Source organism: Paracoccus sp. P2 (assembly GCF_046335115.1).
Taxonomy (GTDB): domain Bacteria; phylum Pseudomonadota; class Alphaproteobacteria; order Rhodobacterales; family Rhodobacteraceae; genus Paracoccus; species Paracoccus pantotrophus.
Window position 1 is genome coordinate 25,397 of record NZ_JBGOSN010000008.1, and the last position, 24,857, is coordinate 50,253.

General features: G+C 68.1%; 22 protein-coding genes. 6 read left to right on the top strand and 16 right to left on the bottom strand.

The window, feature by feature from the left end:
• Positions 1-66 precede the first annotated feature (66 nt).
• Together ACDP63_RS07245 and aroB are read left to right on the top strand one after the other, a co-directional pair.
• Complete coding sequence (locus ACDP63_RS07245) at positions 67-603, top strand: shikimate kinase (RefSeq protein WP_024844719.1); 537 nt, start codon at positions 67-69, stop codon at positions 601-603.
• Complete coding sequence (gene aroB / locus ACDP63_RS07250) at positions 600-1,703, top strand: 3-dehydroquinate synthase (protein WP_024844718.1); 1,104 nt, start codon at positions 600-602, stop codon at positions 1,701-1,703. Before ACDP63_RS07245 ends, aroB begins: the two co-directional genes overlap by 4 nt.
• Here aroB and mnhG read toward each other — a convergent pair.
• The 16 genes from mnhG to proS all read right to left on the bottom strand — a co-directional run bounded on the left by mnhG (position 1,700) and on the right by proS (position 18,791).
• Positions 1,700-2,116: a monovalent cation/H(+) antiporter subunit G gene (gene mnhG, locus ACDP63_RS07255; RefSeq protein ID WP_024844717.1), complete on the bottom strand. Its 417-nt coding sequence runs from the start codon at positions 2,114-2,116 to the stop codon at positions 1,700-1,702. The two genes, aroB and mnhG, sit on opposite strands and share 4 nt — an antisense overlap.
• Entirely contained in the window at positions 2,113-2,394 is a 282-nt protein-coding gene (locus tag ACDP63_RS07260; RefSeq protein ID WP_024844716.1) for a K+/H+ antiporter subunit F, read from the bottom strand. The genes mnhG and ACDP63_RS07260 overlap by 4 nt, the downstream gene beginning before the upstream one ends.
• Positions 2,391-2,879, bottom strand: coding sequence for a Na+/H+ antiporter subunit E (locus ACDP63_RS07265; protein WP_024844715.1), 489 nt, complete (start codon positions 2,877-2,879; stop codon positions 2,391-2,393). Before ACDP63_RS07265 ends, ACDP63_RS07260 begins: the two co-directional genes overlap by 4 nt.
• Positions 2,876-4,615 carry a monovalent cation/H+ antiporter subunit D gene (locus ACDP63_RS07270; RefSeq protein WP_024844714.1) on the bottom strand — a complete coding sequence of 580 codons (1,740 nt, stop codon included), beginning with the start codon at positions 4,613-4,615 and terminating at the stop codon, positions 2,876-2,878. Before ACDP63_RS07270 ends, ACDP63_RS07265 begins: the two co-directional genes overlap by 4 nt.
• Positions 4,615-4,959 (bottom strand): Na+/H+ antiporter subunit C, encoded by a 345-nt coding sequence (locus tag ACDP63_RS07275; RefSeq protein ID WP_024844713.1) that lies wholly within the window; start codon positions 4,957-4,959, stop codon positions 4,615-4,617. Before ACDP63_RS07275 ends, ACDP63_RS07270 begins: the two co-directional genes overlap by 1 nt.
• Entirely contained in the window at positions 4,959-7,838 is a 2,880-nt protein-coding gene (locus ACDP63_RS07280; RefSeq protein ID WP_024844712.1) for a monovalent cation/H+ antiporter subunit A, read from the bottom strand. The genes ACDP63_RS07275 and ACDP63_RS07280 overlap by 1 nt, the downstream gene beginning before the upstream one ends.
• Before the next feature lie 146 nt (positions 7,839-7,984).
• On the bottom strand, positions 7,985-9,211 hold the full coding sequence (locus ACDP63_RS07285) for a type III PLP-dependent enzyme (RefSeq protein ID WP_231486790.1): 1,227 nt from the start codon (positions 9,209-9,211) through the stop codon (positions 7,985-7,987).
• Positions 9,204-9,440: an acyl carrier protein gene (locus tag ACDP63_RS07290; RefSeq protein ID WP_024844710.1), complete on the bottom strand. Its 237-nt coding sequence runs from the start codon at positions 9,438-9,440 to the stop codon at positions 9,204-9,206. The genes ACDP63_RS07285 and ACDP63_RS07290 overlap by 8 nt, the downstream gene beginning before the upstream one ends.
• A gap of 19 nt (positions 9,441-9,459) precedes the next feature.
• A complete protein-coding gene (locus tag ACDP63_RS07295) occupies positions 9,460-11,031 on the bottom strand; it encodes an AMP-binding protein (protein ID WP_024844709.1) in 1,572 nt (523 codons plus the stop codon).
• Positions 11,024-11,560: a serine O-acetyltransferase gene (locus ACDP63_RS07300; RefSeq protein ID WP_231486788.1), complete on the bottom strand. Its 537-nt coding sequence runs from the start codon at positions 11,558-11,560 to the stop codon at positions 11,024-11,026. The genes ACDP63_RS07295 and ACDP63_RS07300 overlap by 8 nt, the downstream gene beginning before the upstream one ends.
• A 100-nt stretch (positions 11,561-11,660) precedes the next feature.
• Positions 11,661-12,713 (bottom strand): glycosyltransferase 61 family protein, encoded by a 1,053-nt coding sequence (locus ACDP63_RS07305; protein WP_028709941.1) that lies wholly within the window; start codon positions 12,711-12,713, stop codon positions 11,661-11,663.
• A 73-nt stretch (positions 12,714-12,786) separates the two neighbouring features.
• Entirely contained in the window at positions 12,787-13,953 is a 1,167-nt protein-coding gene (locus ACDP63_RS07310; protein WP_024844707.1) for a lipase, read from the bottom strand.
• Positions 13,954-14,021: 68 nt separating this feature from the next.
• Positions 14,022-15,191 (bottom strand): DegT/DnrJ/EryC1/StrS family aminotransferase, encoded by a 1,170-nt coding sequence (locus ACDP63_RS07315; RefSeq protein WP_114669012.1) that lies wholly within the window; start codon positions 15,189-15,191, stop codon positions 14,022-14,024.
• Complete coding sequence (locus tag ACDP63_RS07320) at positions 15,188-16,111, bottom strand: GDP-L-fucose synthase family protein (protein ID WP_024844705.1); 924 nt, start codon at positions 16,109-16,111, stop codon at positions 15,188-15,190. Before ACDP63_RS07320 ends, ACDP63_RS07315 begins: the two co-directional genes overlap by 4 nt.
• Positions 16,112-17,236, bottom strand: a complete 1,125-nt coding sequence (gene gmd, locus ACDP63_RS07325; protein WP_177209319.1) for a GDP-mannose 4,6-dehydratase — start codon at positions 17,234-17,236, stop codon at positions 16,112-16,114. It lies immediately after the preceding gene.
• A gap of 202 nt (positions 17,237-17,438) precedes the next feature.
• Positions 17,439-18,791 (bottom strand): proline--tRNA ligase, encoded by a 1,353-nt coding sequence (gene proS, locus ACDP63_RS07330; protein WP_024844703.1) that lies wholly within the window; start codon positions 18,789-18,791, stop codon positions 17,439-17,441.
• A 140-nt stretch (positions 18,792-18,931) separates the two neighbouring features.
• Here proS and ACDP63_RS07335 point away from each other — a divergent pair, with 140 nt between their 5' ends.
• The 4 genes from ACDP63_RS07335 to ppx all read left to right on the top strand — a co-directional run bounded on the left by ACDP63_RS07335 (position 18,932) and on the right by ppx (position 24,722).
• Positions 18,932-20,224, top strand: coding sequence for an AI-2E family transporter (locus tag ACDP63_RS07335; protein ID WP_231486786.1), 1,293 nt, complete (start codon positions 18,932-18,934; stop codon positions 20,222-20,224).
• Positions 20,225-20,227: 3 nt separating this feature from the next.
• Positions 20,228-20,917, top strand: a complete 690-nt coding sequence (locus ACDP63_RS07340; RefSeq protein WP_024844701.1) for a DnaA ATPase domain-containing protein — start codon at positions 20,228-20,230, stop codon at positions 20,915-20,917.
• Between the two features lie 30 nt (positions 20,918-20,947).
• A complete protein-coding gene (locus tag ACDP63_RS07345) occupies positions 20,948-23,113 on the top strand; it encodes an RNA degradosome polyphosphate kinase (protein WP_024844700.1) in 2,166 nt (721 codons plus the stop codon).
• Between the two features lie 67 nt (positions 23,114-23,180).
• The gene (ppx, locus tag ACDP63_RS07350) at positions 23,181-24,722 is read left to right on the top strand and encodes an exopolyphosphatase (RefSeq protein WP_024844699.1); all 1,542 of its coding nucleotides are present in this window, start codon (positions 23,181-23,183) and stop codon (positions 24,720-24,722) included.
• Positions 24,723-24,857 lie beyond the last annotated feature (135 nt).

Sequence of the window (24,857 nt, forward strand, 5' to 3'; positions counted from 1 at the left end):
TATGGCATTTCCCGAAAGATCACGCCATCAGTCTGTCCGGTTGAATGAGGCAGGGACCGGGTGTTGATGCGGCGTAACATCGTGCTGATCGGAATGATGGGGGCGGGCAAGACCGCGATCGGGGGCGAACTTGCGCGCCGGTTGCGCAGGCCGTTCTCGGATACCGATGCCGAGATCGAGCGCGCGGCGGCCATGACCATCCCGGAAATCTTTGCCCGCGACGGCGAGGAATTCTTTCGCGCCCGCGAATCGGAAGTGCTGGGCCGGGTGCTGGCCTCGGGGCCCGGCATCGTTTCGACCGGCGGCGGCGCCTGGCTGCGCCCCGAGAATCGCGCCCGCATCGGCGAAGACGGCGTCTCGGTCTGGCTCGACTGCGATCTGGAGACGCTCTGGCACCGGGTCCGGCACCGCCCGACGCGGCCGCTGCTGCAGACCCCCGACCCGCGCGGCACGCTGGAGCGGCTGCTGGCCGAGCGCGGCCCGGTCTATGCGCTGGCCGACATCCGCGTCCCCGCGCAGCGCGGCGACAGCATCGAACAGACGGCGGAGCGCGTGCTGGACGCGATCCGCGCACATGATCCGGCGATCCTGGAGGGCAGATGAGCATCGAGACCGTTCACGTTGACCTGGGCGCGCGTTCCTATGACGTGCGCATCGGCCAGGGCCTGCTTGGCCGGGCGGGCGAGGAGATCGTCGCGCTGGCCGGGCGCCGCCGCGTCGCCATCCTGACCGACGAGACGGTGGCGGCGCTGCACCTGCCGGCGCTGCGCGAGGCGCTGGCCCGGCAGGGGATCGAGGCGCCGGCCCTGGCCCTGCCCGCCGGCGAGGCCACGAAATGCTGGGCCGAGCTGGGCCGCGCCGTGGAATGGCTGCTGGCCCAGCGGATCGAGCGCAAGGATCTGGTGATCGCGCTGGGTGGCGGGGTGATCGGCGACCTGGCCGGTTTCGCCGCCGCGATCCTGCGCCGCGGCCTGCGCTTCGTGCAGATCCCGACGACGCTTCTGGCGCAGGTGGACAGTTCGGTAGGCGGCAAGACCGGCATCAACAGCCCGCAGGGCAAGAACCTGATCGGCGCCTTTCACCAGCCGGCCTTGGTGCTGGCCGATATCGACGTGCTGACCACGCTGAGCCAGCGCGATTTCCGCGCCGGCTATGGCGAGGTGGCGAAATACGGGCTCTTGGGCGACGAGGGCTTCTTCGCATGGCTCGAGGCCAATGCCGCGGGGCTGGCAAGCGATCCGGCGCTGCGCCAGCGCGCCGTGCGCCATTCGGTGGCGATGAAGGCCGGCATCGTGCAGCGCGACGAGACCGAGCAGGGCGAGCGCGCGCTGCTGAACCTGGGCCATACCTTCGGCCATGCGCTGGAATCGTCCACCGGCTATTCCGACCGGCTGCTGCATGGCGAAGGCGTGGCCATCGGCTGCACCCTGGCCTTCGAGCTGTCCGCGCGGATGGGCCTGTGCAGCCAGGAGGCGCCGTCGCGGGTGGCGGCGCATTTCGCCGCCATGGGCCTGCCCTCGCGCATTGCCGACATTCCGGGCGAGCTGCCCGATGACGAGGCGCTGATCGGGCTGATGGCCCAGGACAAGAAAGTGCAGGACGGCAAGCTGCGCTTCGTCCTGGCGCGCGGCATCGGCCAGGCCTTCGTCACCGATGCGGTCGATCCCGCCTTGCTGCGGCAGGTGCTGGCGCAATCGCGCTAGGGTCGCGGATCCTCATCAACCCCCGCATCGGCCTCGATGTCGGGGGGCGGCGGCTCGGTGCGGCGGCGGGGCGGCACCGGCTCGTCATGGCCCAGCTTGCGGTCGCGGTCGCGGCGCAGCGCCGCCCGGCCCAGCATCAGCAGCGTGATCGGGGTCGAGATCATGATGAAGATGCCGATCATCAGCTCATGCACCACCACGCGCCCCTCGCTCAGCGAGAACATCAGCATCGAGGCCAGGATGATCAGCAGCGTGCCATAGCTGTAGCCCAGCGTCGGCGCGTGCAGCCGCTGGTAGAAGCTTTTCAGCCGCACCAGGCCGACCCCGCCCAGCAGCGTCAGCGAGGCGCCGACGACCACGAACAGCGCGATGATGACGGCGGCCCAGGGCGGCAATTGCTCCAGATGCATCATTCGATCACCTCGCCCCGCATCAGGAACTTGGCGGCGCAGACCGTGGTGACAAAGCCCAGCACGGCGATGACCAGCGCGCCCTCGAAGAAGAAGACATTGCCGTTGCCCATGCCGATGACCAGAAACAGCAGCATGGCGATGGAATACATGGTGTCGAGCGCCAGAACGCGGTCCTGCGCACGCGGCCCGCGCAGCATGCGCCAGCAGGCCAGCGCCAGGGCCAGGATCAGGGCGATCTGGGCATAGCCCAGGGCAAATCGCAGCAACTCGGCCGTCATTCGAATATCTCCATGAGCAGCGCCTCGTAGCGGTCGCGGATCAGGCTTTGCCAGTCGTGGTCGCTCCGCAGGTCGAGGACATGCAGCAGCAGCCGGCCCTCCTCCAGGTCGAATTCGATCCAGGCGGTGCCGGGCGTGCCGGTCAGGATGATCGCCAGCACCGCCAGCGCATTGGGATCGCGCAGGCGCAGCGTCAATTCGACGAAGCCCGAATGGTACTTCGGATGGTCGGGGCCAAGGAGTAGCACCCGCGCCACCGCGATATTGGAGCGCAGGATGTCCAGCGCCACCACCGCCATCAGCCTTGGGATCGCCAGCCAGCGCCGGAAGACGGGCCTGGGCGGATGCAGGTGCTCGACCGACCAGCCAGCCCCCAGCGCGATCAGCGTGCCGAGCAGCAGGTGGCCCGGCGTGAAGGCGGTCAGGAACAGCCACATCAGCACCAGCACGGCAGAAAGCAGCGGATGGGGGACGAGCCGATTCATTGCGCCACCTCCTCTGGCTCATTCTCGGGCGTAGGCTCGGGTTCGGCAACGGGCTCGGGGGTAAGGCTTTGCACCGGCGCGGCGCGCACGTCCTGCGCCTCGGCCAGGACGGCATTGCGATAGACGCGGGGCTCGAGCAGCGCGTCGGCCGTGGCGCTGGTATAGCCCAGCAGCGCATCCGAACGCACGGTCTGCAGGCCGATCATGCCCAGCAGCATGACCACCGGCACCACCTCCAGCGCCAGGATGCGCGGGGTCGGGCCTTCCTCGGCCCAGAAGCGGCGGATGCCGAAGCGCATCAGCGCGATCAGCGCCCCAAGGCCCGACAGGATCAGCATGGCGGCATAGGCCCACAGGATCACCGGCAGATGGCCCGAGGCGGGCAGGTTGTCCTGCACCGCGCCGCGCAGGATGGCGAACTTGCCGACGAAGCCCGGCATGGGCGGCAGGCCGGCGATCATCGCCGCGACCAGACCGAAGCAGATCGCCATGGTCAGCCAGCTGACGGTGCGCTGGCTGGCGGGGGCGGTGGTGTCCTCGACCGTGCCCAGCCCCATCGGCGTCCAGCGTTCCGAAAGCGGGTCGAAGCCGTCGCCCTCGTCCGGGGCGTCGTCGTCGCCCTCGTCGTTGCGGCTGACCGGCTCGGCGATCAGGAAGAAGGCCGAGATGGCCGCGGTCGAGCCCACCATGTAGTAAAGCGCGCCGCCCAGCATCGAGCTGCCGCCCCCCGCCTGGGCAAAGCCGATCGCGGCCAGAACCGTCCCCGACGAGATGATCGCCAGATAGCCGCCCTTGCGCGCCAGTTCCGGCGTGCCCAGGATGCCGATCATGCCGAAGGCCATGGTCAGAACGCCGCCGATCATCAGCACCGAGGCGCCGAAGCCGGCCGAGGGCCCGGCATCCGGCCCCAGCACCAGCAGCGACAGCCGCAGGATGACATAGATGCCGACCTTGGTCATGATCGCCATGATCGCGGCGGCGGGCGGCGAGGCGGCGCCATAGGTCGGCGGCAGCCAGAAGCACAGCGGCCAGGCCGCCGCCTTGATCAGGAAGGCAAGCCCCAGGAAGGTCGCCGCGGCATGGAACAGCAGCCGCTCGGCATCGTCGAGCCAGTGCAGGGCCCGGGCGATATCGGCCATGTTCAGCGTGCCGGTGGTGCCATAGACCAGCGCAACGCCGATCAGGAAGAACAGCGAGGCCGCAAGGTTCACCGCCAGGTAATGCAGCCCGGCCTTGATCCGCTCGGGACCCGAGCCATGCAGCATCAGCCCGTATGAGGCCGCGAGCATCACCTCGAAGAACACGAAGAGGTTGAACAGGTCGCCGGTCAGGAACGAGCCGTTGACCCCGGCCAGCAGGAACTGGAACATGCTGTGGTAATGCTGGCCCTTGCCGTGCCAGCCGGCGGCGGCATAGACCAGCGAGGGCGCGGCCAGAAGCGCGGTCAGCATCACCATCATCGCCGAAAGCCGGTCCAGCACCAGCACGATGCCGATGGGCACCGGCCAGTCGCCCAGGCGGTAAAGCCCGACGACCGTGCCGCCCTGCTCGGTCGCGGATTTGACGTCGGCCATCAGCTCGACCGAGGCCAGGAAGGTCAGCCCCACCGCCACCAGCCCGATGATCAGCTTGGTCTGCCGGCTGCGGTCGCTGTAAAACAGCATGAGCGCGCCGGCCACCAGCGGGATCAGGATCGGCGCGATCATCAGGTGGTCGGGCATGGCCGCATCGTTCATCATGGATGACGCTCCTTGCCGTCCACGTGGTCGGTGCCGGTGGCCCCGCGCGAGGCGATCATCAGCACCAGGAACAGCGCCGTGGTGGCGAAGCTGATGACGATGGCGGTCAGCACCAGCGCCTGCGGCACCGGGTCGGCATAGGCGGTCGGATCGACGAAGCCGCCCTTGGGCATGATCGGCGCGGCGCCGACGTAAAGCCGGCCCATGGCAAAGATGAACAGGTTGATGCCATAGGCCAGCAGGCATAGGCCGATGATGACCTGGTAGGAGCGCGGCCGCAGCAGCAGCCAGACGCCGGAGCCGACCAGGATGCCGATGGCAAGGGCAAGGATCAGTTCCATCAGCGCGGCTCCTCGGCGGTTTCCAGCGGCCGGGCGCGCGGGGCGACGCGCAGCGACTGGTGGGCAATGGCGATCAGCATCAGCACGATGGCGCCCAGAACGGTCGAGAACACGCCGAAATCGAACAGCATCGCGGTCGAGAAGGGCACCTTGCCGATGACCGGGAACTCGAGATACTGCGCATGCGCGCTGAGGAAGGGATAGCCGAAGATCCACGACCCGGCCCCGACCGCCGCCGAGATGGTCAGCCCCGCCGCCATCCAGCGCATCGGCAGCACGGTGATCCGCGCCTCGACCCAGCGCACATTGGCGGCGACATATTGCAAGAGCAGGCCCACGGCCAGGGTGACGCCGGCGGCAAACCCCCCGCCGGGCAGGTCGTGGCCGCGGAAGAACAGATAGGCCGACAGCGCGATGATCGGCGCGAACATCCATTGCATCAGCACCGAGGGCACGAAGAGATAGGCCTCCAGCGCCTGTTCCTCGGCATCGAGCTGCGGGCGCGGGCGTTCGACGCTTTCGGGCGCGGGCCGGAAGCGGCGCAGCAGCGCATAGACGGTCAGCCCGACGACGGCGAGGACGGTGATCTCGCCGAAGGTGTCGAAGGCGCGGAAATCCACCAGGATGACGTTGACGACATTGGTGCCGCCGCCCTCGACATAGGCATTGCGCAGGAACCAGTCGCCCAGCGAGGTGCCGGGCGGGGTCAGCAGCACCGCCAGCGCCAGCGCCGTCATGCCCGTGCCGCAGGCCAGCGCGATCAGCAGGTCGCGCGCGCGGCGCGAGCGGGCCGTGAGGTTGTTGTCGCCGGGGATCTCCTGGTCGCGCTTGGGCAGCCAGCGCAGGCCCAGCAGCAAAAGCGCGGTGGTGGCGATCTCGACCAGCAGCTGGGTCACGGCCAGGTCGGGGGCCGAGAGCCAGACGAAGGTCGCGCAGGTGACCAGGCCCGCGCCGCCCATCAGCACCAGCGCCGCGAAACGGTGATACTTGGCCTGCCAGGCGGCGCCGACGGCGCAGGTGCCGCCGACCAGCCACAGCAGGGCAAAAACCAGCTCGCTCGCGCCCAGTTCGGGCATGGGCACGTTCCAGTCCAGCCGGCGCAGCACGAACCAGGCCCCGGCCAGCGACAAAAGCACCATGGCACGCAATTGCGACTGCAGCCCGTTCGCCGACAGTACCCGCAGCGCAAAGCGCGGCAGCCGGATGGTAAAAACCTGCAGCAGCCAGTCGAAGCCGCGGGCAAAGTCCAGCCGGCGCATCACCCGCGTGCCGTCCTCGCCCGAATCGATCAGCCGGCGCGGCAGCAGGTAGATCAGCGCGCCCAGCGACATGGCGATCAGGCTCATGATCAGCGGCGGGCTGACGCCGTGCCAGATCTTCAGGCTGAAATGCGGCAGTTCCGGGCCGACCACGGCCATGCTGGCGGTCTGCAGCCAGGTGCCCAGCACCTGCTGCGGGAACATGCCGACCGCCAGGCAGATCGCCACCAGGATCGCCACCGGCAGGCGCATCAGCAGGGGCGGCTCATGCGGTTCCTGCGGCAGGTCGGTGGCGGGCGGGCCGAAGAACACCGTGACGATGAAGCGCAGCGAATAGGCGGCGCTGAACGCCCCGGCCAGCACCGCGACATAGGGCGCGAAACTGTCCAGCGAGCCGCCGTTGTTCCAGACATAGGTCGCCTCGAAGAACATCTCCTTGGACAGGAAGCCGTTAAGCAGCGGCACCCCTGCCATGGCGCCCGAGGCGATGATCGCCAGCATCGCCGTGACCGGCATCACCCGCGCCAGGCCCGACAGGCGGCGCATGTCGCGGGTGCCGGTTTCGTGGTCGATAATGCCGGCGGCCATGAACAGCGAGGCCTTGAAGACGGCGTGGTTGACGATGTGGAACACCGCGGCGATCAGCGCAAAGGGGCTGCCGATCCCGGCCAGCGCCGTGATCAGCCCCAGGTGGCTGATGGTGGAATAGGCCAGCAGCCCCTTGAGGTCATGGCGGAACAGCGCCACCACCGCCCCCAGGAGCAGCGTGGTCATGCCGATGCCGGTGACGATCTGGAACCAGGCATCCGTGCCCCCCAGCGCCGGGTGAAAGCGCAACAGCACGAAGACCCCGGCCTTCACCATGGTCGCCGAATGCAGATAGGCCGAGACCGGCGTCGGCGCCGCCATGGCGTTGGGCAGCCAGAAATGGAACGGGAATTGCGCCGATTTGGTGAAGGCGCCCAGCACGAACAGGATCAGCACCACGGGATAAAGCCGGTGGCTGGTGATCTGCGGCCCGGCGGCCAGAACGGCGTCGAGGTCGTAGCTGCCGGCGATCTGGCCCAGCAGGATCATCGCCACCATCAGGCACAGCCCGCCCGAGGCGGTCACGATCAGCGACATCCGCGCCCCGTCGCGGGCGTCCTGCCGCTGGAACCAGTAGCCGATCAGCAGGAAGGACACGATGCTGGTCAGTTCCCAGAACACCACCAGCATGATGATGTTGCCCGACAGCAGCAGCCCCGACATGGCACCGGCAAAGGCCAGCAGGCTGGAATAGAGCCGCGGCACCGGGTCGTCGGGCGACATGTAATAGCGCGCGTAAAGGATCACGAGGAACCCGATTCCCGCCACCAGCACCATGAACAGCCAGGAAAACCCGTCGATGCGGAAGGTCAGGTCAAGCCCGATGGAGCTGACCCAGTGGAAGGTGCCGGTGATGTGCTGCCCCTCGGTCACGGCGGGGTAAAGCACGCCCAGGATCACCAGCGCGACGATCATCGTCAGCCCGGCCAGCCAGGCTTCGGCATTGCGCGCCCCGATGGGAAGTGTGGCCGCCAGGGCGGCCGACACGAATGGCGTCAGAACAAGCAAGAGCAACAGGTTCTGTTCGACCATCGTGTTCCTTTTCCGGTTCGGGCTGTGCGCAGATAATAGACGCGCAGGCGCGGAAAACACAACCGACCCGGTCGATAAAAACGACGCAAAAATCCAGGATCAGGAATATTTTATCGCACCGCCGCGCGAGGCGCCGCGCCGGGGCCTCAGCCGCCCCGGATTCGCGTCACGTCGCGCATCTGCCCGCCGGTCAGCAGCAGCTCAGCCGGCATGGGATGGCTGATGAAATGCAGCGGGCTGGCGGTCGGCCCATAGGCGCCGCAGGCATGGATGGCGATCAGGTCGCCTTCCTCCAGCCTGGGCAGGGCGACGCCGCCGCCCAGCTTGTCGATCGAGGTGCAGAGCGGGCCGGAGATGTCCTGCCTTTCCTCGGGCCGGGCGCCGTCTTCGTCGCCGCCGACCCGGTGCATGACGTAATTGCGCCGCAGCACCATGCCGAAATTGCCCGAGGCGGCCAGGTTGGCGTTCAGACCGCCGTCGCAGATGGCGATTCGGCTGCCGCGCGACTGCTTGACCGAGACGACGCGGGTCACGAACCAGCCCGCCGGCCCGACCAGGTAGCGGCCAAGCTCCAGCACCAGCCGGGTCGCGGGAAAGCGCGCGGCGAAGGCGTCGAGTTCGGGGCCGATCTCGGCGGCGATGGCGGCAAGGTCCAGCGCGCTGTCGCCGGGATGGTAGGGAATGCCCAGGCCGGCGCCGAAGATCAGCTTTTCCGGGCGCAGGTCCAGAGCCGCGCAGGTATCGGCAAACACCTGCATGAAGATGCGCCAGTTCTCGCAGATCGCCTCGGGTTTCAGGCATTGCGTGCCGGAATAGATGTGCAGCCCGATGATCTTCAGGTTCGGCAGGGCGGCGATCTGCGGCAGGATCTCGGCCGCCTCCTCGACATCGACGCCGAAGGGGCTGGGCCGGCCGGCCATCTGGTCGCCGAAGCCCTTGGGCACGCGCGCGGGCGCCAGGCGGACCAGAACCGGCTGCACGCGGCCCAGTTCGCCGGCGATGGCATCGGCCAGCCGCGCCTCGCGCAGGCTTTCCAGCACCAGCTCGCCCAGGCCCGCCTGGGTGGCGGCGCGCAACTCGGCATCGCGCTTGGCCGGGCCGGTGAAGCTGATCCGCCCCGCATCCCAGCCCGCCTCCTGCGCCAGCGCCAGCTCGCCGCCCGAGGAGATGTCAAGGCAGTCCAGCCGGCCCCGCATCCAGTCCAGCAGGGCCGGGTTCGGGTTGCTTTTCACCGCGAAGCTGACGGCGAACCAGCGCCCCAGATGCGCGCGCAGATGCGCCAGCCGTTCCTCGACCAGGTCGGTGGCATAGACATAGCAGGGCGTGCCGAAACGCGCCGCGGCCTCGGCCAGGTGGCGGTCGAGGTCAGTCAAGGGTCTGCACATAGGCCAGGATGGCATCGACCGTGTCGAAATTCTCCAGCGTCACGTCGCCCGGCTGCACCCGCAGCTCGGCCTTTTGCTCGACAAAGGAGATCAGCCCGACCATCGCCACCGAATCCAGCATCCCGGTCGAGAAAAGCTCGGTATCGCCATCGAGCGGCGTGTCGATGTTCAGTTCGCTGCGGATATAGCGGAGCAGATCGTCCTTGCTCAGGCTCATGGATCCAATGCCTTTCTGGTCAGTTATGCAATGCCGCACGGGCGGCGGAAATGATGGCCGGGCGGTCCAGCTTGCCGCTGGCGGTGCGCGGCATGGCGCCTGGCCAGGGATGGTAGTGCTGCGGACGCATGTAATGCGGCATGGCGCGGGCGCAATGCGCGGCCAGCGCGGTTTCGTCGGCCTGCGGCAGATAGGTCACCACCGCGTGAACCGCCTGGCCCAGGTCCGCATCCTCGACGCCGAAGGCCACCACGTCGGTCACAAGCCCGCTTTGCGAGATCGCATCCTCGACCTCGGTCGGCGACAGCCGGAAGCCCAGGGTCTTGATCATCTCGTCCATGCGGCTGACGAACCACAGGTCGCCATCCTCGTCGACGCGCACCAGATCGCCCGACCAGACCACCGGCTCGTCGCCCAGCAGATGCGCCAGTTCGGGGCAGGGGCGGATCTTCTGCGCCGTCACCTCGGGCTTTTCCCAATAGCCCATGCTGACCAGCGGGCCGGCATGGACCAGCTCGCCCTGCTCGCCGGGACCGGCCACGCCCTCGCCATGCTTGACGGCGAAGACCTGCGCGTTCGGGATCTGCCGGCCGATCGAGCCCATCTTGGCCGCGAATCTCTCGGGCGGCAGATAGGTCGAGCGGAAGGCCTCGGTCAGCCCATACATCAGGTAGATGTCGACGCCCGGAAATACCTGCGGCAGCAGCTCCAGGATGTTCGGGGGGATCTTGCCGCCGGTATTGGTGATGCGCCGCAGCGCCGGCAGGTCGGTCGGGCGGTCCACCAGCAGCCGCACGATCTGGTTCCACAGGGGCGGCACGCCGGCGATCCCCGTCACCGATTCGGCCTGGGCCATGCGGATGATCTCGGCCGGCATGGTCAGCGGCTGGTGCACCACCGTCCCGCCCGTCAGCAGCATGGTGGTCAGCTGGTTCAGCCCGGCGTCGAAACTGTAGGGCAGCACCGACAGCAGCCGGTCGCTTTCGTCCAGCCCCAGATAGTCCGCGACCGAGATGGCGCCCACGCGGATGTTGCGATGGCTGAGCATCACCCCCTTGGGCGCGCCGGTCGAGCCCGAGGTGTAGATGATCATCGCCAAGCCGCGCGGGTCGGGTTCGTCGGGCGCGGAAGCCTGGTCGGCGGCAAGCGCCCCCCAGGGGTCCGCGCCCTGGACAAGGCCCTCGGCCTTGCCCTGAACAAGATAGGCCGTGCCCTCGGGCAAGGCATGTTCGCCCACCAGCGCCTCCAGGGCGTTGCGGGGCAGGATCGCCGCGCGCGCCCGGCTGTCGCGGGCGACATAGGCCAGCTGCGCGGGCGTCCAGCGGATGTTCACGTTGATGACCACGGCGCCCATCTTCCAGGCGCCGAACATGGCCGCGACCTCGTCTATGCCCTTGCGCAGATGCACGATCACCCGGTCTCCGGGCCGGATGCCGCGCCGGACCAGCCAGTCGGCGACGCGCCCGGCCTCGGCCGCGAGTTCGGCGTAGCTGACCGCGCGGCCCTGGTCCACCGCGGCGATCTTGTCGGCGCGGGCGGGCAGGTTGTCGGCCAGAAAGCGCCACATGCTGCGGTCGAAATCGTCACTCATCGGCGGGGGCCTTCTTTCTGGCGGCAAAGATCGGCAGGCTGGGATAGATCTTGGCGGGCGAGCCGATCACCACCGAATCCGGCGGCACATTGGTCGTCACCGCGGTATTGGCGCCGATCCGCACCCGGTCGCCGATGGTGATCGGGCCCAGCACGCAGGAATTGACGCCGATGAACACGTCGTCGCCGATCACCGGCGCGCCGGGGCCCATGTTGGTGCCGATGGTGACATTGTGCATCACCCCGCAGCGGTCGCCGATCACCACCTCGGGATGGATCGACAGCGAGCCCTCGGCATGGATGATGTGGAAATCCTTGCCCAGCCGCACCTGCGGCGGGATCCAGACCTTGGTCACGTTCAGGATCAGGATCTTCATCAGCGCATAGGGCTTGCCGGCCAGCCAGCGCAGCAGCGGGTTCTTCACCCCGATGGCCCAGCGGCCATAGCGATAGACGGCAAGCGAGACGAAGGCGGGCTCGGTCAGCGAACGGCCGTGTCGTCTGTAGTCATCCCGGAGAGTTTCGAACATCACCATGCACTTGTTTAATCACTTCGGCGGGAAATAAGGGTCGCCCGCCCCCATATTCCGATGTCTCGCGGCAAACTCAACCTGACTGTTAGGACGGGTTTCAGGGGTTTTGCGCCGCGATCAGGTCGAGCGTGCGCCGGATCTGGTCCCATTCCACCCGGTAGCCGCGGGCTGTGCCGGACCCCACCACCATCGCGTAATGCTGCTGCCAGCAATCCGTCAGCAGCTTGAGCGAGGTGGTCACCCGGTCCGCCGGCTGCAAGGTCAGCACCGTGCCGCCCGGCGCCATGGCGATGACGCCATGGGCCAATTGGCTGCCCTCGACCCCCGCCACGATCCGGGCCGCGCCCGCCGCCGCGGCCAGTTCGTCGGCATCCTGGCGGTCAATGTAGAGGGTGCGGAAACCGTATTCGGCCTCCAACCGCTCGGCGATCTCGGCCTCGTTCTCCAGGATGCGGGCATCGCCGCTGGCGCCGCGGAAGATGAAGACGCCGGGCAGGGGTTCCAGCGCCCGGCCCTGAAGGATCAGGGCGCGGTTGCGCTGCGCGCGGGCGCGGCGGTGGCTGTTGCTTTGCAGGTCGTCGAACAGGATCAGTTCGTCGAAATGCACGTCGCCGATGCGGCGCGGCGCCATGCCCAGCAATTCCTCGTAGCGCGCGATATGGCCGCCGCGCAGCGGCGCGGAGGTCACCGGCGCGCCCGTCTCCTCGGCCAGGCGATAGGCAAGGCAGTCGTTCAAGAGCCAGTTGCCGAACCAGCGGTTGCCGATCCAGCTTTCGTAAAGCGCGCCCGACAGGCTTTCGCGCGGCCGGGCATAGCTGAAGGGCGCGCGCTTGTGCGGGCGCAGGTGGCGCTCGGCCCCGCGCGCATGCAGCACGCCATCGACGAAATCCACGTCGCGGAAGCGATAGCCCATGGTGGGCGGCGTCTGCTCGGCCGGGTTGCCCTGCATCTGTTCCAGGATGTCGGGCAGGGCGCCGAACTCGGTGCGCGCGATATGCTCGATCTGGTCGGGCAGCCAGATGCCCGGCATGACCTCGACCACCTCGGCCGGAGAGATCTCCCATCGCTCGACGGCGGTGGCAAAGAAATCCGCGGGGCCCAGCCCGGCAAGGCGGCGCAGGCGGTTATGGGTCGGTCTGAGGGAATGCATGGCGGCTCGGCTGGCAGGGTCGGGTGGAGTTTGCGGGCGGGCGCCGGCGGGCGCAAGAGACAGAATGTGCCGTTCAGTTCGGATCCGGCCCCTTCAGCGCCACGACCAGCGCCTGCGCGATCATCGCGTGATCCTCGGCCGAGGGGTGCCACAGGCAGGCGTTGCGCCGCGGATCGCCCAGCACGACCAGGCGGTTGGCCAGGCCCCGGCGATCCAGCAGTTTCGAGGCGGTCCGATGCGCCTCGACCAGTTCGGGCCCGTATTCGCCGAAGGCCAGCAACGCCAGGGTCGCGCCGGGGTTTTCCTGTGCGCGGGCGGCGGCGAAATCGGCCAGCGCCGGGCCGAACTCGTGGCGCAGCTGGCCCTTGTCGCTCCAGCGTTCGCCGGGGGCGAGTTCCGAGCCGAACACGTTCGAGCCCAGCCCGATGACCACCATATCCGCCTTGCGCTCCGGCAGGGGGGCCGCATCCGGCTGTCCCGGCAGGGCCAGGGGATAGAGCCGGTCCATGGTGCGGTCGGGCTCGGCGCCGCCGTAGTTGCGCAAGAGCCCGATGCCCGAGCGGGCGACGATGCGGTAATCCGCGCCCAGCGCCGCCGCGACCTGCGGGCCGAAGCCGCGGCTGGTATCGGTCGCGGCATAGATCTCCTCAGCCTCGCAATCGCGGCGGCTGGCGGTATTGGCAAAGCTGACGGTATCGGAATCGCCGATGAACTCGATCAGCCGCGGCGCCGGGTCGGGCGGCGGCAGCGCCTGGGCCGAATCGTCCAGGAAGAAGCCGCCGAACAGCGCCGGGCCGGCGGATTCACTGATCTTTTCGGCGCGGATCTCATGCCGGCCGGGGGCAAGGCCGCGGATATGCAGATCCCGCCGGCCGGGGCGCGAGACCTCGACCGCCTTGCCGTCCAGCGTCACCCGCCAGCGATTGACCGCATCGTCGAAGCGCAGCACGATCCCCGTGCCCTGAAACCGGGCCGAGGCGTGAAAGCCCGGCCATTCGTGGCGATAGCCCTGGCCAGCGGGGCCGGGGGCGGCGCGGCCGGTCGCCTGGGCGGGCAGGGCGGTCCATCCGGGTCGCGGCGGGCCGAGTTCCGCCTGGAATCCTGCATCCCCGGCCAGGCTCAGCGTCGGCACCGGCGTCGCCGGGCGCGGCGGTTCGGGCCAGACCAGGAAAGCGGTCCCCGCGCCCAGGGCGGCGACCAGGACCGCCGCGCCGATCCGCCTTGTCCAGATTGCACCCATGACCGCCCACCCGAAACCCTGGCGCCGATCCTGATCAAGCCGGGCCGGCAAGTCCAGCACCCTGCCGGTCAGCCGCGAAATTCGGCAAGGATGCCGATCGCCTCGTGCATGTCATAAGGGTGATTGCCGATGAAGAAGCCGTTGCGGTCGATCTCCTCGGCATGGCTCATCGGCCCATGCAGGCTGTGATCCATCAGGCGCAGCACGGGATTTTGGGTGAAATTGCCGCTGACGATGGGCCGGGTCTCGAACCCGAGGGCGCCGAGCCGGGCCAGAATCCCGCGTCGCGTCAGGCCCGTTTCCGGCCGCAGCACCAGCGAAAATCCGAACCAGCTGCTTTCGCCGGTTTCGCGCTGGATGCGGAACAGCGGGTGGTCTGCCATCGCCTGCTGCCAGAGCGCGCCATTCGCGCGCCGCCCCTCGATCAGCCGCGGCAGCTTTTCCAGCTGCGCCCGGCCCAGGGCGCCCGACATCTCCAGCGGACGCAGGTTGTAGCCGGGCAGGACGAAGCGAAAGCTTTCCTCGAAGGGATCGTCGCTCTTCTCGCCGGTCACGCGGTTGAATTTCGGCAGGTCGCGCGTCCAGCCATGCGCCCGCAGCGCCAGCAGGATGTGGTAAAGCTCCTCGTCATCGGTGACGACCAGCCCCCCCTCCATGGTCGAGATGTGATGCGAGAAGAAGGTCGAAAACGTCCCCATCACCCCGAAGGTGCCGCATTGCCGGCCGCCGAAGGTGGCGCCCATCGATTCGCAATTATCCTCGATCAGCACGATATTGCGGGTGCCGATGAGGGCACGGATCGCGTCGAAATCATTGGGATTGCCCAGCAGGTTCACCGCCATGATCGCGCGGGTGCGGGGTCCAATCGCCCCGGCCAGCCCGGCAAGGTCGTAGTTCAGCGTCTCGCGGTCGATGTCGACGAATTTCAGGTGCAGCCCGTATTGGTGCAGCGGAAAGAAGGTGGTGGACCAGGAGACTGCCGGCACGATCACCTCGTCGCCCAGCATCAGCCGCAAGGCGGGGTTCTGCGTATGGCGCAGCGCCGCCGCCATGGCGAGATTGGCCGAGGAGCCCGAGTTCACCATCACCGCGTAACGGCTGCCGGTGAAGCAGGCGAATTCTTCCTCGAAGGCCGCCACCTCGGGGCCCATGGAAAAGCGGTCCGAGTCGATCACCCGTTGCAAGGCGGCCCGTTCCGCCTCGTCCCAGCTGGAAGTGGCAAGGGGAAAGCCGCTCATGGCTGATGCTCCAGATACCAGGCATAGGTGGCGGCGATGCCCTCGCGCAGGCCGGTTTGCGGCGCCCAGCCCCATTCCGTCTGCCGCGTCACGGACAGGAGCTTGCGCCGCATGCCCACCGGCTTGCCCAGGTCGTGGACAAAACGGCCCTGCCAGCCGATCACCCCGGCCGCGATGCGGTAATAGTCGTCGATGGCATGATCCACGCCCGGCCCGATATTCATCACTGCCGGCACGGACGAGGGACCGGCCAGCGCCCGCAGGATCGCCTCGGCCAGGTCGCCCGCATGCATGAACTCGCGCCGGGCCGTGCCGTCGCCCCAGATCTCGACCGTCTCATGGCCCTCGACCCTGGCGCGGTGGATCTTGTGGATGATCGCCGGCAGCAGGTGCGACTGGCCTGGGTCGAACTTGTCGAAGGGGCCGTAGAGGTTGCAGGGTACCAGCGTGCGCCATTGCAGGCCGCGATCCTCGCGGCAGGCATGGTCCACCAGCCGCATCGCCATGATCTTGGCCAGGGCATAGCCCTCGTTGCTGGGCTCGAGCGGGCCGGTCAGGATCTGCTCCTCGGCCAGGCCGCAATGCAGGTCGCGCGGATAGACGCAGCTCGAACTCAGGTTGATCAGCACCGGGATACGCGCCTCGCGGCAGGCGGCGATCAGGTTCAGCCCGATGCGGGCGTTCTCGATCAGATACCGCATCGGCTCGGCCAGGTTGGCCTGGATGCCCCCGACCACGCCCGCGGCATGGACCACCGCATCGGGGCGATGCCGCGCCAGCCAGTCCCGCAGCGCGTCCGCGTCGCACAGGTCCAGCTCGGTGCGCGCGGGCGCCAGCACCTGCCAGGCGGCGATGCCGGGATGGGCGCGCAGGTTGCGCCCGACCATGCCATGCCCGCCGGTGATGAACAGCCGTGCCATCTATCGCGCCTCCTGCGCGACGGCCGGACCCAGCCCATGCCGCTTCAGCAACGCATTCTGCCGTGCCGCCCGCAGGTCGGCGGCGACCATCTCGGCGATCATCTCGCGCAAGCCGGTCTGGGGCCGCCAGCCCAGCCGCCGATGCGCCTTGGCGGCATCGCCCCGCAGGCTCGCCACCTCGGCCGGGCGGAAATACTTGGGATCGACCCGCATCACAACATCGCCCGGACGCAGGGCCGGCGCCCGGTCGCCCGCGACCGAGGCGACCAGGGCGACCTCATCCAAGCCCGTGCCGCGAAACTCCAGCGCGATGCCCAGCTCCTCGGCGGCCCAGGTCAGGAACTGGCGCACGGAATGCTGCTCGCCGGTGGCGATGACGTAATCGTCGGGCGCATCGCATTGCAGCATCAGCCATTGCATGCGCACATAGTCGCGGGCATGGCCCCAGTCGCGCAGCGCGTCCAGGTTGCCCAGGTACAGGCAACCCCCGGCCCCCTGGGCAAGATTGGCCAGCCCGCGGGTGATCTTGCGGGTGACGAAGGTCTCGCCGCGGCGCGGGCTCTCGTGGTTGAACAGGATGCCGTTGCAGGCGAAAATCCCATAGGCCTCGCGATAGTTCACCGTGATCCAATAGGCATAGAGCTTGGCCACGGCATAGGGGCTGCGCGGGTGAAAGGGCGTGCGCTCGGTCTGCGGCACCTCGCGCACCAGCCCGTAAAGCTCGGAGCTCGACGCCTGGTAGAACCGCGTCACCCGCTCCAGCCCCAGGAAACGGATCGCCTCCAGCAGCCGCAGCGTCCCCAGCCCGTCAACGTCGGCCGTATATTCCGGCGCCTCGAAACTGACCGCGACATGGGATTGCGCACCCAGGTTATAGACCTCGTCCGGCCGCACCTCGGCCATGATCCGGGTCAGGTTCGAGGCATCGGACAGGTCGCCGTAATGCAGCAAGAAGCGCGGCGCGACCTCATGCGGATCCTGGAAGATTTGATCGACCCGCTGGGTGTTGAAGGAAGAGGACCGGCGCTTGATGCCATGCACCTCATAGCCCTTTTCCAGCAGGAACTCGGCCAGGTAGGAGCCATCCTGCCCCGTCACCCCGGTAATCAGCGCCTTCTTCACCATGAACCGCTCACTCTTGAACCACGAAACCGCGAAACCGTGAAACCATGCCGCCTGGCGCCGCGCGGAAGGGCAGGCGGCTTCTTCGTTCTCCAAATACCCACCCGGCCGCACCGCCCGAGCCGGGGGCGCCGCCTGCGCGCCGCCCCATGTTTCTGCATTGCCCAAATACCCGGGGCAACCGTACCGCCGGACGCGGCCGCGCCTATTTCGCGGCGTCGAAGACCGGCTGGTAGATTTCCTTCAGCCGCGCCACCGCCTCCTGCGGCGACAGCTCGACCGATTCGCCGCTGCGGCGCGAGGTCAGCTCGACCTTGTTCGCCGCCAGCCCGCGCGGGCCGACGGTGATGCGCCAGGGCAGGCCGATCAGGTCCATGGTGGCGAATTTCGCCCCCGCCCGCTCGTCGCGGTCGTCATAGAGCGGGTCCAGACCCTGCGCCTTGAGCTCGGCATAAAGCGCCTCGCAGGCACCGTCGGTCGAGGCGTCGCCCTGCTTGAGGTTGACGATCCCGGCATGGAAGGGCGTCACCCCCTCGGGCCAGATGATGCCCTTGTCGTCATGGCTGGCCTCGATGATCGCGCCCAGCAGGCGGCTGACGCCGATGCCGTGCGAACCCATGTGCACCGGCACGCGCTGGCCGTCCGGGCCGACCACGGTGGCGCCCATCGGCTCGGAATACTTGGTGCCGAAATAGAAGATCTGCCCGACCTCGATGCCGCGCGCCTGGCGGCGGCGCTCCTCGGGGATCTGCTCGAACAGCGTCGCGTCATGGGTCTCGTCGGTACGGGCATAGCGGCTGGTGAACTCCTCCAGCACGGCCTGGCATTGCGCGACATCGTCGTAATCGATCTGGCGGTCGCCGAATTTCAGGTCGGTGATCTGGCTGTCGTAGAACACTTCCGACTCGCCGGTCTCGGCCAGCACCAGGAATTCATGGGTATAGTCGCCGCCGATCGGGCCGCCGTCGGCGCGCATCGGGATCGCCTGCAGCCCCATGCGCTCATAGGTGCGCAGGTAGCTGACCAGGTGCCGGTTATAGGCATGCAGCGCGTCTTCCTTGGTCAGGTCGAAATTGTAGCCGTCCTTCATCAGGAACTCGCGCCCGCGCATGACGCCGAAGCGGGGGCGGATCTCGTCGCGGAACTTCCACTGGATGTGATACAGCGTCAGCGGCAGATCCTTGTAGCTGTTCACGTGGCCGCGGAAGATGTCGGTGATCATCTCCTCGTTGGTGGGCCCGTAAAGCAGGTCGCGCTTGTGGCGGTCGCGGATGCGCAGCATCTCCTCGCCGTAATCGTCGTAGCGGCCGCTCTCGCGCCACAGGTCGGCGGGTTGCAGCGTCGGCATCAGCATGGCGACATGGCCGGCGCGGGCCTGTTCCTCGTGCACGATCTGCTCGATGCGGCGCAGCACCTTGAAGCCCAGAGGCAGCCAGGAATAGATGCCGGCCGCCTGCTGCTTGATCATGCCGGCACGCAGCATCAGCCGGTGGCTGACGATCTGGGCCTCTTTGGGGTCTTCCTTCAGGACGGGCATGAAATAGCGCGACAGACGCATGGCGAAATCCTCATGATGGCCGGCACGGGTTAGCGGATCGCGGATAGCGGGGCAACGCCCTTCCTTGCAAGCCGGGCCGCGACCGTCCACATAGGAACGCAAACGCGGGGACGGGAGCGACAAGACCCATGCAATTGCCGGTGCAGAAACAGATCCTCTATTGGGGCGGCGCGCTGGTCGTTCTGCTGCTGGCGCTCTGGGGGGTGGGCAATGCCGTCATGCCTTTCATCATGGGCGCGGCCGTGGCCTATCTCTTCGACCCGCTGGCCGACCGGCTCGAGCGGCTGGGCCTGTCGCGGACCGCCGCGGTCGTCATCCTCACGCTTTGCGGCCTGCTGCTCGTGGTGGCGCTGTTTCTGCTGCTGGTGCCGGTGCTGGTGCGCCAGACCACGGCGCTGATCGAGACCGCGCCCGAGATGTTCCAGCGCCTCCAGCTGTTCCTGATGACCCGGTTCCCCGAGATCTTCACCGAGGGCAGCCCGGTCAACAGCGCGTTGTCCAACATGGGCCAGCAGATCAGCGAGCGGGGCGGGCAGCTGGTCAGCACCGTGCTGGGCTCGGTCATGGGCGTGGTCAGCATGGTCATGCTGATCGTGATCGTGCCGGTCGTCGCCTTCTACCTGCTGCTCGACTGGGACAACATGGTGGACCGGCTGGACGAGCTTCTGCCACGCCAGCATGCCGGCACCATCCGCCACCTGGGACACGAGATCGACGCGGCGCTGTCGGGCTTCGTGCGCGGGCAGGGCATGGTGATCCTGATCCTGGGCACCTTCTATTCGGTCTGCCTGGGCCTGATCGGCCTGCCCTTCGGCATCGCCATCGGGGTCATCGCCGCCTCGCTGTCCTTCATTCCCTATGTCGGCGTGCTGGTCGGCGGCGCCACCGCCATCGGCGTGGCGCTGTTTTCCTTCTGGGGCGAGCCGGTCTGGATCGGCGCGGTCATCGCGGTCTTCGTCCTGGGCCAGATCGTCGAGGGCAACTACCTGCAACCCAAGATCGTCGGCGGCCATGTCGGGCTGCACCCGGTCTGGTTGATGCTGGCCCTGACGGTCTTCGGCACGCTGTTCGGCTTCGTCGGCCTGCTCATCGCGGTGCCGGCGGCGGCGGCGCTGGGGGTGCTGGTCCGCTTCGGCGTCGCCCGCTACAAGGAAAGCGCGCTCTATACCGGGCGCGAAGTGCCCTCGCCACCGGCGCCGCCGACCATGGTCGAGCTGGTGCCGCGCGGCACGACCGAGCGGGCGCGCCAACTGGCGCAGATGTCGCGCGACGTGGCGGTGGCGCAGATCCATCGCGAGGAGCACCTGGCGCATCTGCTGGAGAAACACCAGCACCGCCAGCAGGCCGGCGAGATCCCCGATGCCGAGGGCCCGCCTTCGCCCTCCGAGCTTTGGACCGAGGCGCGCGACAGCCTGCGCGGCAAGGACGACTGAGCGGTGGCCAGACAATTGACCCTGGACCTGACGATGCCGCCGGCCTCGTCGCGCGACGATTTCCTGATCACCGCGGCCAATCGCGACGCGCTGGCCATGCTGGACGCGCCGGGCCGCTGGCCGCAGGGGCGGCTGCTGCTGATCGGCGGGCCGGGATCGGGCAAGTCGCATCTGGTCGGCTTCTGGGCGGCCGAGCATGGCGCGCATGTCAGCCATGGCTGGACCCTGGCTCCCGACAGCGTGGACGAACTGGTCCGCCCCGGCGCTGCGCTGGTCGTCGAGGACGCGCATGAGATCGGCGGCAATGCCACGGCCGAGCAGGGCCTGTTCCACCTGTGGAACCTGGCCGGGGCACGGCAGGCGCTGCTGCTGATCACCGCGCAGGCACCGCCGCGCGACTGGGGCGTGGCGCTGCCCGACCTGCGCTCGCGGCTCGAGACGGCGGCGCAGGCGATCCTGGGCCCGCCCGACGACGCGCTGCTGCCGGCGGTGCTGGTCAAGCTGTTCGCCGACCGCCAGATCCAGGTCGCGCCCGAGGTGGTGGACTGGCTGGCGCTGCGCATGGAGCGCGACCTTGACCTGGCCCGCCGCCTGGTCGCGGCCATCGACCGCGAATCGCTGGCCGACCGCCGCGCCATCACCCGGCGGCTGGCGGCCGAGCTTCTGGACAAGCTCACCCCTGCCGACGCATGATCGCCCCGCGTTTTCCCCAAGTTCCGTGACATGACCCAGGCCGATTTCCTGAAATCTCCCTTTCCCGCCCCGCGCGACCTGCCCGACGGCCCGCCCGAAGGGCCCGCGCGTTTCTTCAACCGCGAGATCAGCTGGCTCGCCTTCAACTGGCGCGTGCTGGACGAGGCGCGCAATCCGCGCGTGCCGCTGCTCGAACGGCTGCGCTTCCTGTCGATCTCGGCCACCAATCTCGACGAGTTCTACACCGTGCGCGTGGCCGGGCTGCGCGAGTTGGTGCGCGAGGGCAACACCACCCTGTCCGACGACGGGCTGACCGCGGCCGAGCAGCTGGCCCTGGTCAATGCCGATGCGCGCCGGCTGATGGGCGCGCAGCAGGCGGTCTGGAACGGTCTGCGCCGCGAGATGGAACAGGCCGACATCGCCATCCTGTCGCGCGGCCGCGTGACCCGCGCCGAGGAGGAGTTCCTGCGCCGGCATTTCATGGACCAGGTCTTTCCGGTGGTCTCGCCCCTGGCCATCGACCCGGCGCATCCCTTTCCCTTCATCCCGAACACCGGCTTTTCGCTGGCGCTGGAACTGGCACGGGAAAGCGACGGGCGGCAGATGCAGGCGCTGGTGCCCATTCCCCAGCAGATCGCCCGCTTCATCCCGCTGCCGGGCGGCAAGCGCTTCCTGCGGCTGGAAGACCTGCTGCTGATGCATCTGCCCAGCCTGTTTCCCGGCTATCGCGACATCGGCCATTGCGCCTTCCGCGTGCTGCGCGACAGCGACCTGGAGGTCGAGGAGGAGGCCGAGGACCTGGTGCGCGAATTCGAGACGGCGCTGAAGCGCCGCCGCCGCGGCTCGGTCATCCGGCTGAAGATCACCGCGGGCGCGCCCGACCGGCTGCGCCGGGTCATCATGCAGGAACTGGACGTCGATCCCGAGGAGGTGGTTGAGGTCGAGGGCCTTCTGGGCATGGCCGACCTGCGCGAACTGGTTCTGGACAGCCGCCGCGACCTGCAATGGCCCAGCTTCACCCCGCGCGTGCCGGAACGGGTGCAGGACCACCATGGCGACATGTTCGCGGCGATCCGGCAAAAGGACATGCTGCTGCACCACCCCTACGAGACCTTCGACATGGTTGTGCGCTTCCTGGCGCAGGCGGCGCGCGACCCGAACGTGCTGGCGATCAAGCAGACGCTTTACCGCACCTCGCGCGACAGCCCCATCGTCGACGCGCTCTGCGAGGCGGCCGAATCGGGCAAGTCGGTGACGGCGCTGGTCGAGCTGAAGGCACGTTTCGACGAGGCCGCCAACATCCGCCAGTCGCGGCGGCTGGAACGCTCGGGCGCGCATGTGGTCTATGGCTTCATGCAATACAAGACCCATGCCAAGATCAGCGCCGTGGTGCGGCGCGAAGGCGACCAGCTGGTGACCTATACCCATTTCGGCACCGGCAACTATCACCCGATCACCGCGCGGATCTATACCGACCTGTCGCTGTTCACCTGCGACCCGGCGCTGGGGCGGGACGCCTCCAAGGTGTTCAATTTCCTGTCCGGCTATGTCCAGCCCGAGGGGCTGGAAAACATCGCCATCTCGCCCATCGACCTCAAGGAGCGGCTGCTGGAGCTGATCGCGCGCGAGGCCGATTTCGCCCGCCGCGGCCGCCCGGCCGAGATCTGGGCCAAGATGAACAGCCTGATCGACAAGGACGTGATCGAGGCGCTTTACGCCGCAAGCCAGGCCGGGGTTCGGATCAACCTGGTGATCCGCGGCATCTGCGGGCTGCGTCCCGGCATCGCGGGCCTTTCGGACAACATCCGGGTGAAATCCATCGTCGGCCGCTTCCTGGAACATTCCCGCATCGTCTGCTTCGGCAACGGCTTCGGCCTGCCGTCCAAGCGCGCGCGGGTCTTCATCAGCTCGGCCGACTGGATGGGGCGCAACCTCAACCGCCGGGTCGAGGCGCTGGTGGAATGCTTCAACGAGACGGTGAAGGCCCAGATCACCAGCCAGGTCATGGCCGCCAACATGGCCGACGAGGCGCAAAGCTGGCTTCTGCAGCCCGACGGGCGCTATCTGCGCTATCTGCCGGCGGGGCGCGACGACCTGTTTTCCTGTCACAAGTTCTTCATGGAAAACCCTTCATTGTCGGGACGCGGCAGTGCGGGTGCCCGTGACGTTCCGGCTTTGATGCACTCGACGGATTGACGCGAAGGGGCCAATTGCCCCATCCAAGGCGCGCGCCCGGCGTGGTAACGGAATCGAGAGGAACCCGATGAACGGCATCCTGACCGCAAGCGGAGAAACCATCGAACCCTTCGGACGCTCGCTGTTCGAACGCGCCTCGGAACGGGCGCTGAGCCGGGTGGGCGTGGTCGATGTCGGCTCGAACTCGATCCGCATGGTGGTCTTCGACGGGGCGGCGCGCTCGCCGGCCTATTTCTACAACGAAAAGGTCATGGCCGGGCTGGGCTCGGGCCTGGCCACCACCGGGCGGCTGAACCCCGAAGGCGTGCGGCGCGGCATGGCAGCCCTGCGCCGCTTTGCGGTCCTGGCCGACAGCATGGGGATCAAGCCGCTGACCTGCGTCGCCACCGCCGCCGTGCGCGAGGCCGAGGACGGCCCCGCCTTCCACAAGGCGGTCGAGAAGGAGACCGGGCTGAAGCTCTGGGTCATCGACGGCGAGGAAGAGGCGCGGCTTTCCGCCCAGGGCGTTCTGCTGGGCTGGCCGGATGCCAAGGGGCTGGTCTGCGACATCGGCGGCAACTCGATGGAACTGGCCGAGGTCGAGAACGGCAAGGTCGGCCGCCGCATCTCGACGCCCCTGGGTCCGTTCCGGCTGCAACAGGTCAAGGGCGGCGCCTCGGGGCTGCGCGACCATATCCGCGAGACCATCGAGACGGCGGCCGAGCGGCTGGGCCGCGGGCATGAGCAGATCTACCTGGTCGGCGGTTCCTGGCGGGCCATCGCGCGGCTGGACATGGAGCGGGCGAAATACCCGATGACCGTGCTGCACGAATATCGCATGTCGCCCCAGGCCGTCGCCGACACGGTGAAATGGATCGGCGACCGGAGCGTGGCGGACATGCGGGCGATGACCGGCATCTCGCAAAGCCGGATGGAGCTGGTGCCGCTGGCCAGCCAGGTGCTGCGCCAGCTGGTGCAGAGCTTCAAGCCGAAATCGCTGGCCGTGTCCTCATACGGCATCCGCGAAGGGCTGCTTTACGAACAGATGCCGGCCGGGTTGCGCTCGCGCGATCCGCTGATCGAGGCGGCGCGCTTTGCCGAGCGGCAGATGGCGCGGATGCCGGGCTTCGGCAAGAAGCTCTACCAGTTCCTCGAGCCGCTGTTCGGCAACCTGCCGGCCGAGCGCGACCGGCTGGTCCGGGCGGCCTGCCTTCTGCACGACACCACATGGCGCACCCATCCCGATTATCGCGCCGACGCCTGTTTCGACAATGTGACGCGGGCCAACATGGCGGCGCTGTCGCATCCCGAGCGGGTCTTCCTGGGCCTGTCGCTGCTGCATCGCTACAAGAACAGCCGCGCCAATTCGCCCATGGCGCCGCTATTCGCGCTGCTGTCGGACAAGGAGATCCGCGAGGCCGAGGTGCTGGGCAAGGCGATGCGCTTCGGCGCCATGTTCTCGGTCAAGGATCCGGCCGAGGCGGGGACGCTGAAATTGCAGCGCAAGAAGAAGCTCCTGGAGCTGAAGCTGACCCGGACCGGGCGCGCGCTGATGGGCGAGGTGGCCGAGGCGCGGTTCCGCGCGCTGGCCGAGGCGCTGGAGGTCACGCCGGCCGTTACCGGAGGCTGAGGGGCGGGGATTCTCCCATAGCGGGAATCTTGTCTGAATAGACAACTTTACCGTGCAAAGCGGCCGTGGCATTTCCCCGCGCATGGGGGCGGCGATCCTTGTGCGTCTTTGCCGAGTGGTCCGGTTGCGGATCGC

Coding starts and splice junctions, on each gene's coding strand:
- ACDP63_RS07305 (WP_028709941.1), bottom strand. CDS start 12,713: ATGCATTCCCTCAGACCGACCCATAACCGCCTGCGCCGCCTTGCCGGG.
- ACDP63_RS07315 (WP_114669012.1), bottom strand. CDS start 15,191: ATGAGCGGCTTTCCCCTTGCCACTTCCAGCTGGGACGAGGCGGAACGG.
- ACDP63_RS07265 (WP_024844715.1), bottom strand. CDS start 2,879: ATGAATCGGCTCGTCCCCCATCCGCTGCTTTCTGCCGTGCTGGTGCTG.
- ACDP63_RS07290 (WP_024844710.1), bottom strand. CDS start 9,440: ATGAGCCTGAGCAAGGACGATCTGCTCCGCTATATCCGCAGCGAACTG.
- ACDP63_RS07295 (WP_024844709.1), bottom strand. CDS start 11,031: ATGAGTGACGATTTCGACCGCAGCATGTGGCGCTTTCTGGCCGACAAC.
- ACDP63_RS07245 (WP_024844719.1), top strand. CDS start 67: ATGCGGCGTAACATCGTGCTGATCGGAATGATGGGGGCGGGCAAGACC.
- ACDP63_RS07310 (WP_024844707.1), bottom strand. CDS start 13,953: ATGGGTGCAATCTGGACAAGGCGGATCGGCGCGGCGGTCCTGGTCGCC.
- mnhG (WP_024844717.1), bottom strand. CDS start 2,116: ATGATGCATCTGGAGCAATTGCCGCCCTGGGCCGCCGTCATCATCGCG.
- ACDP63_RS07270 (WP_024844714.1), bottom strand. CDS start 4,615: ATGAACGATGCGGCCATGCCCGACCACCTGATGATCGCGCCGATCCTG.
- ACDP63_RS07280 (WP_024844712.1), bottom strand. CDS start 7,838: ATGGTCGAACAGAACCTGTTGCTCTTGCTTGTTCTGACGCCATTCGTG.
- proS (WP_024844703.1), bottom strand. CDS start 18,791: ATGCGTCTGTCGCGCTATTTCATGCCCGTCCTGAAGGAAGACCCCAAA.
- aroB (WP_024844718.1), top strand. CDS start 600: ATGAGCATCGAGACCGTTCACGTTGACCTGGGCGCGCGTTCCTATGAC.
- gmd (WP_177209319.1), bottom strand. CDS start 17,236: ATGGTGAAGAAGGCGCTGATTACCGGGGTGACGGGGCAGGATGGCTCC.
- ppx (WP_024844699.1), top strand. CDS start 23,181: ATGAACGGCATCCTGACCGCAAGCGGAGAAACCATCGAACCCTTCGGA.
- ACDP63_RS07300 (WP_231486788.1), bottom strand. CDS start 11,560: ATGTTCGAAACTCTCCGGGATGACTACAGACGACACGGCCGTTCGCTG.
- ACDP63_RS07260 (WP_024844716.1), bottom strand. CDS start 2,394: ATGACGGCCGAGTTGCTGCGATTTGCCCTGGGCTATGCCCAGATCGCC.
- ACDP63_RS07275 (WP_024844713.1), bottom strand. CDS start 4,959: ATGGAACTGATCCTTGCCCTTGCCATCGGCATCCTGGTCGGCTCCGGC.
- ACDP63_RS07345 (WP_024844700.1), top strand. CDS start 20,948: ATGACCCAGGCCGATTTCCTGAAATCTCCCTTTCCCGCCCCGCGCGAC.
- ACDP63_RS07320 (WP_024844705.1), bottom strand. CDS start 16,111: ATGGCACGGCTGTTCATCACCGGCGGGCATGGCATGGTCGGGCGCAAC.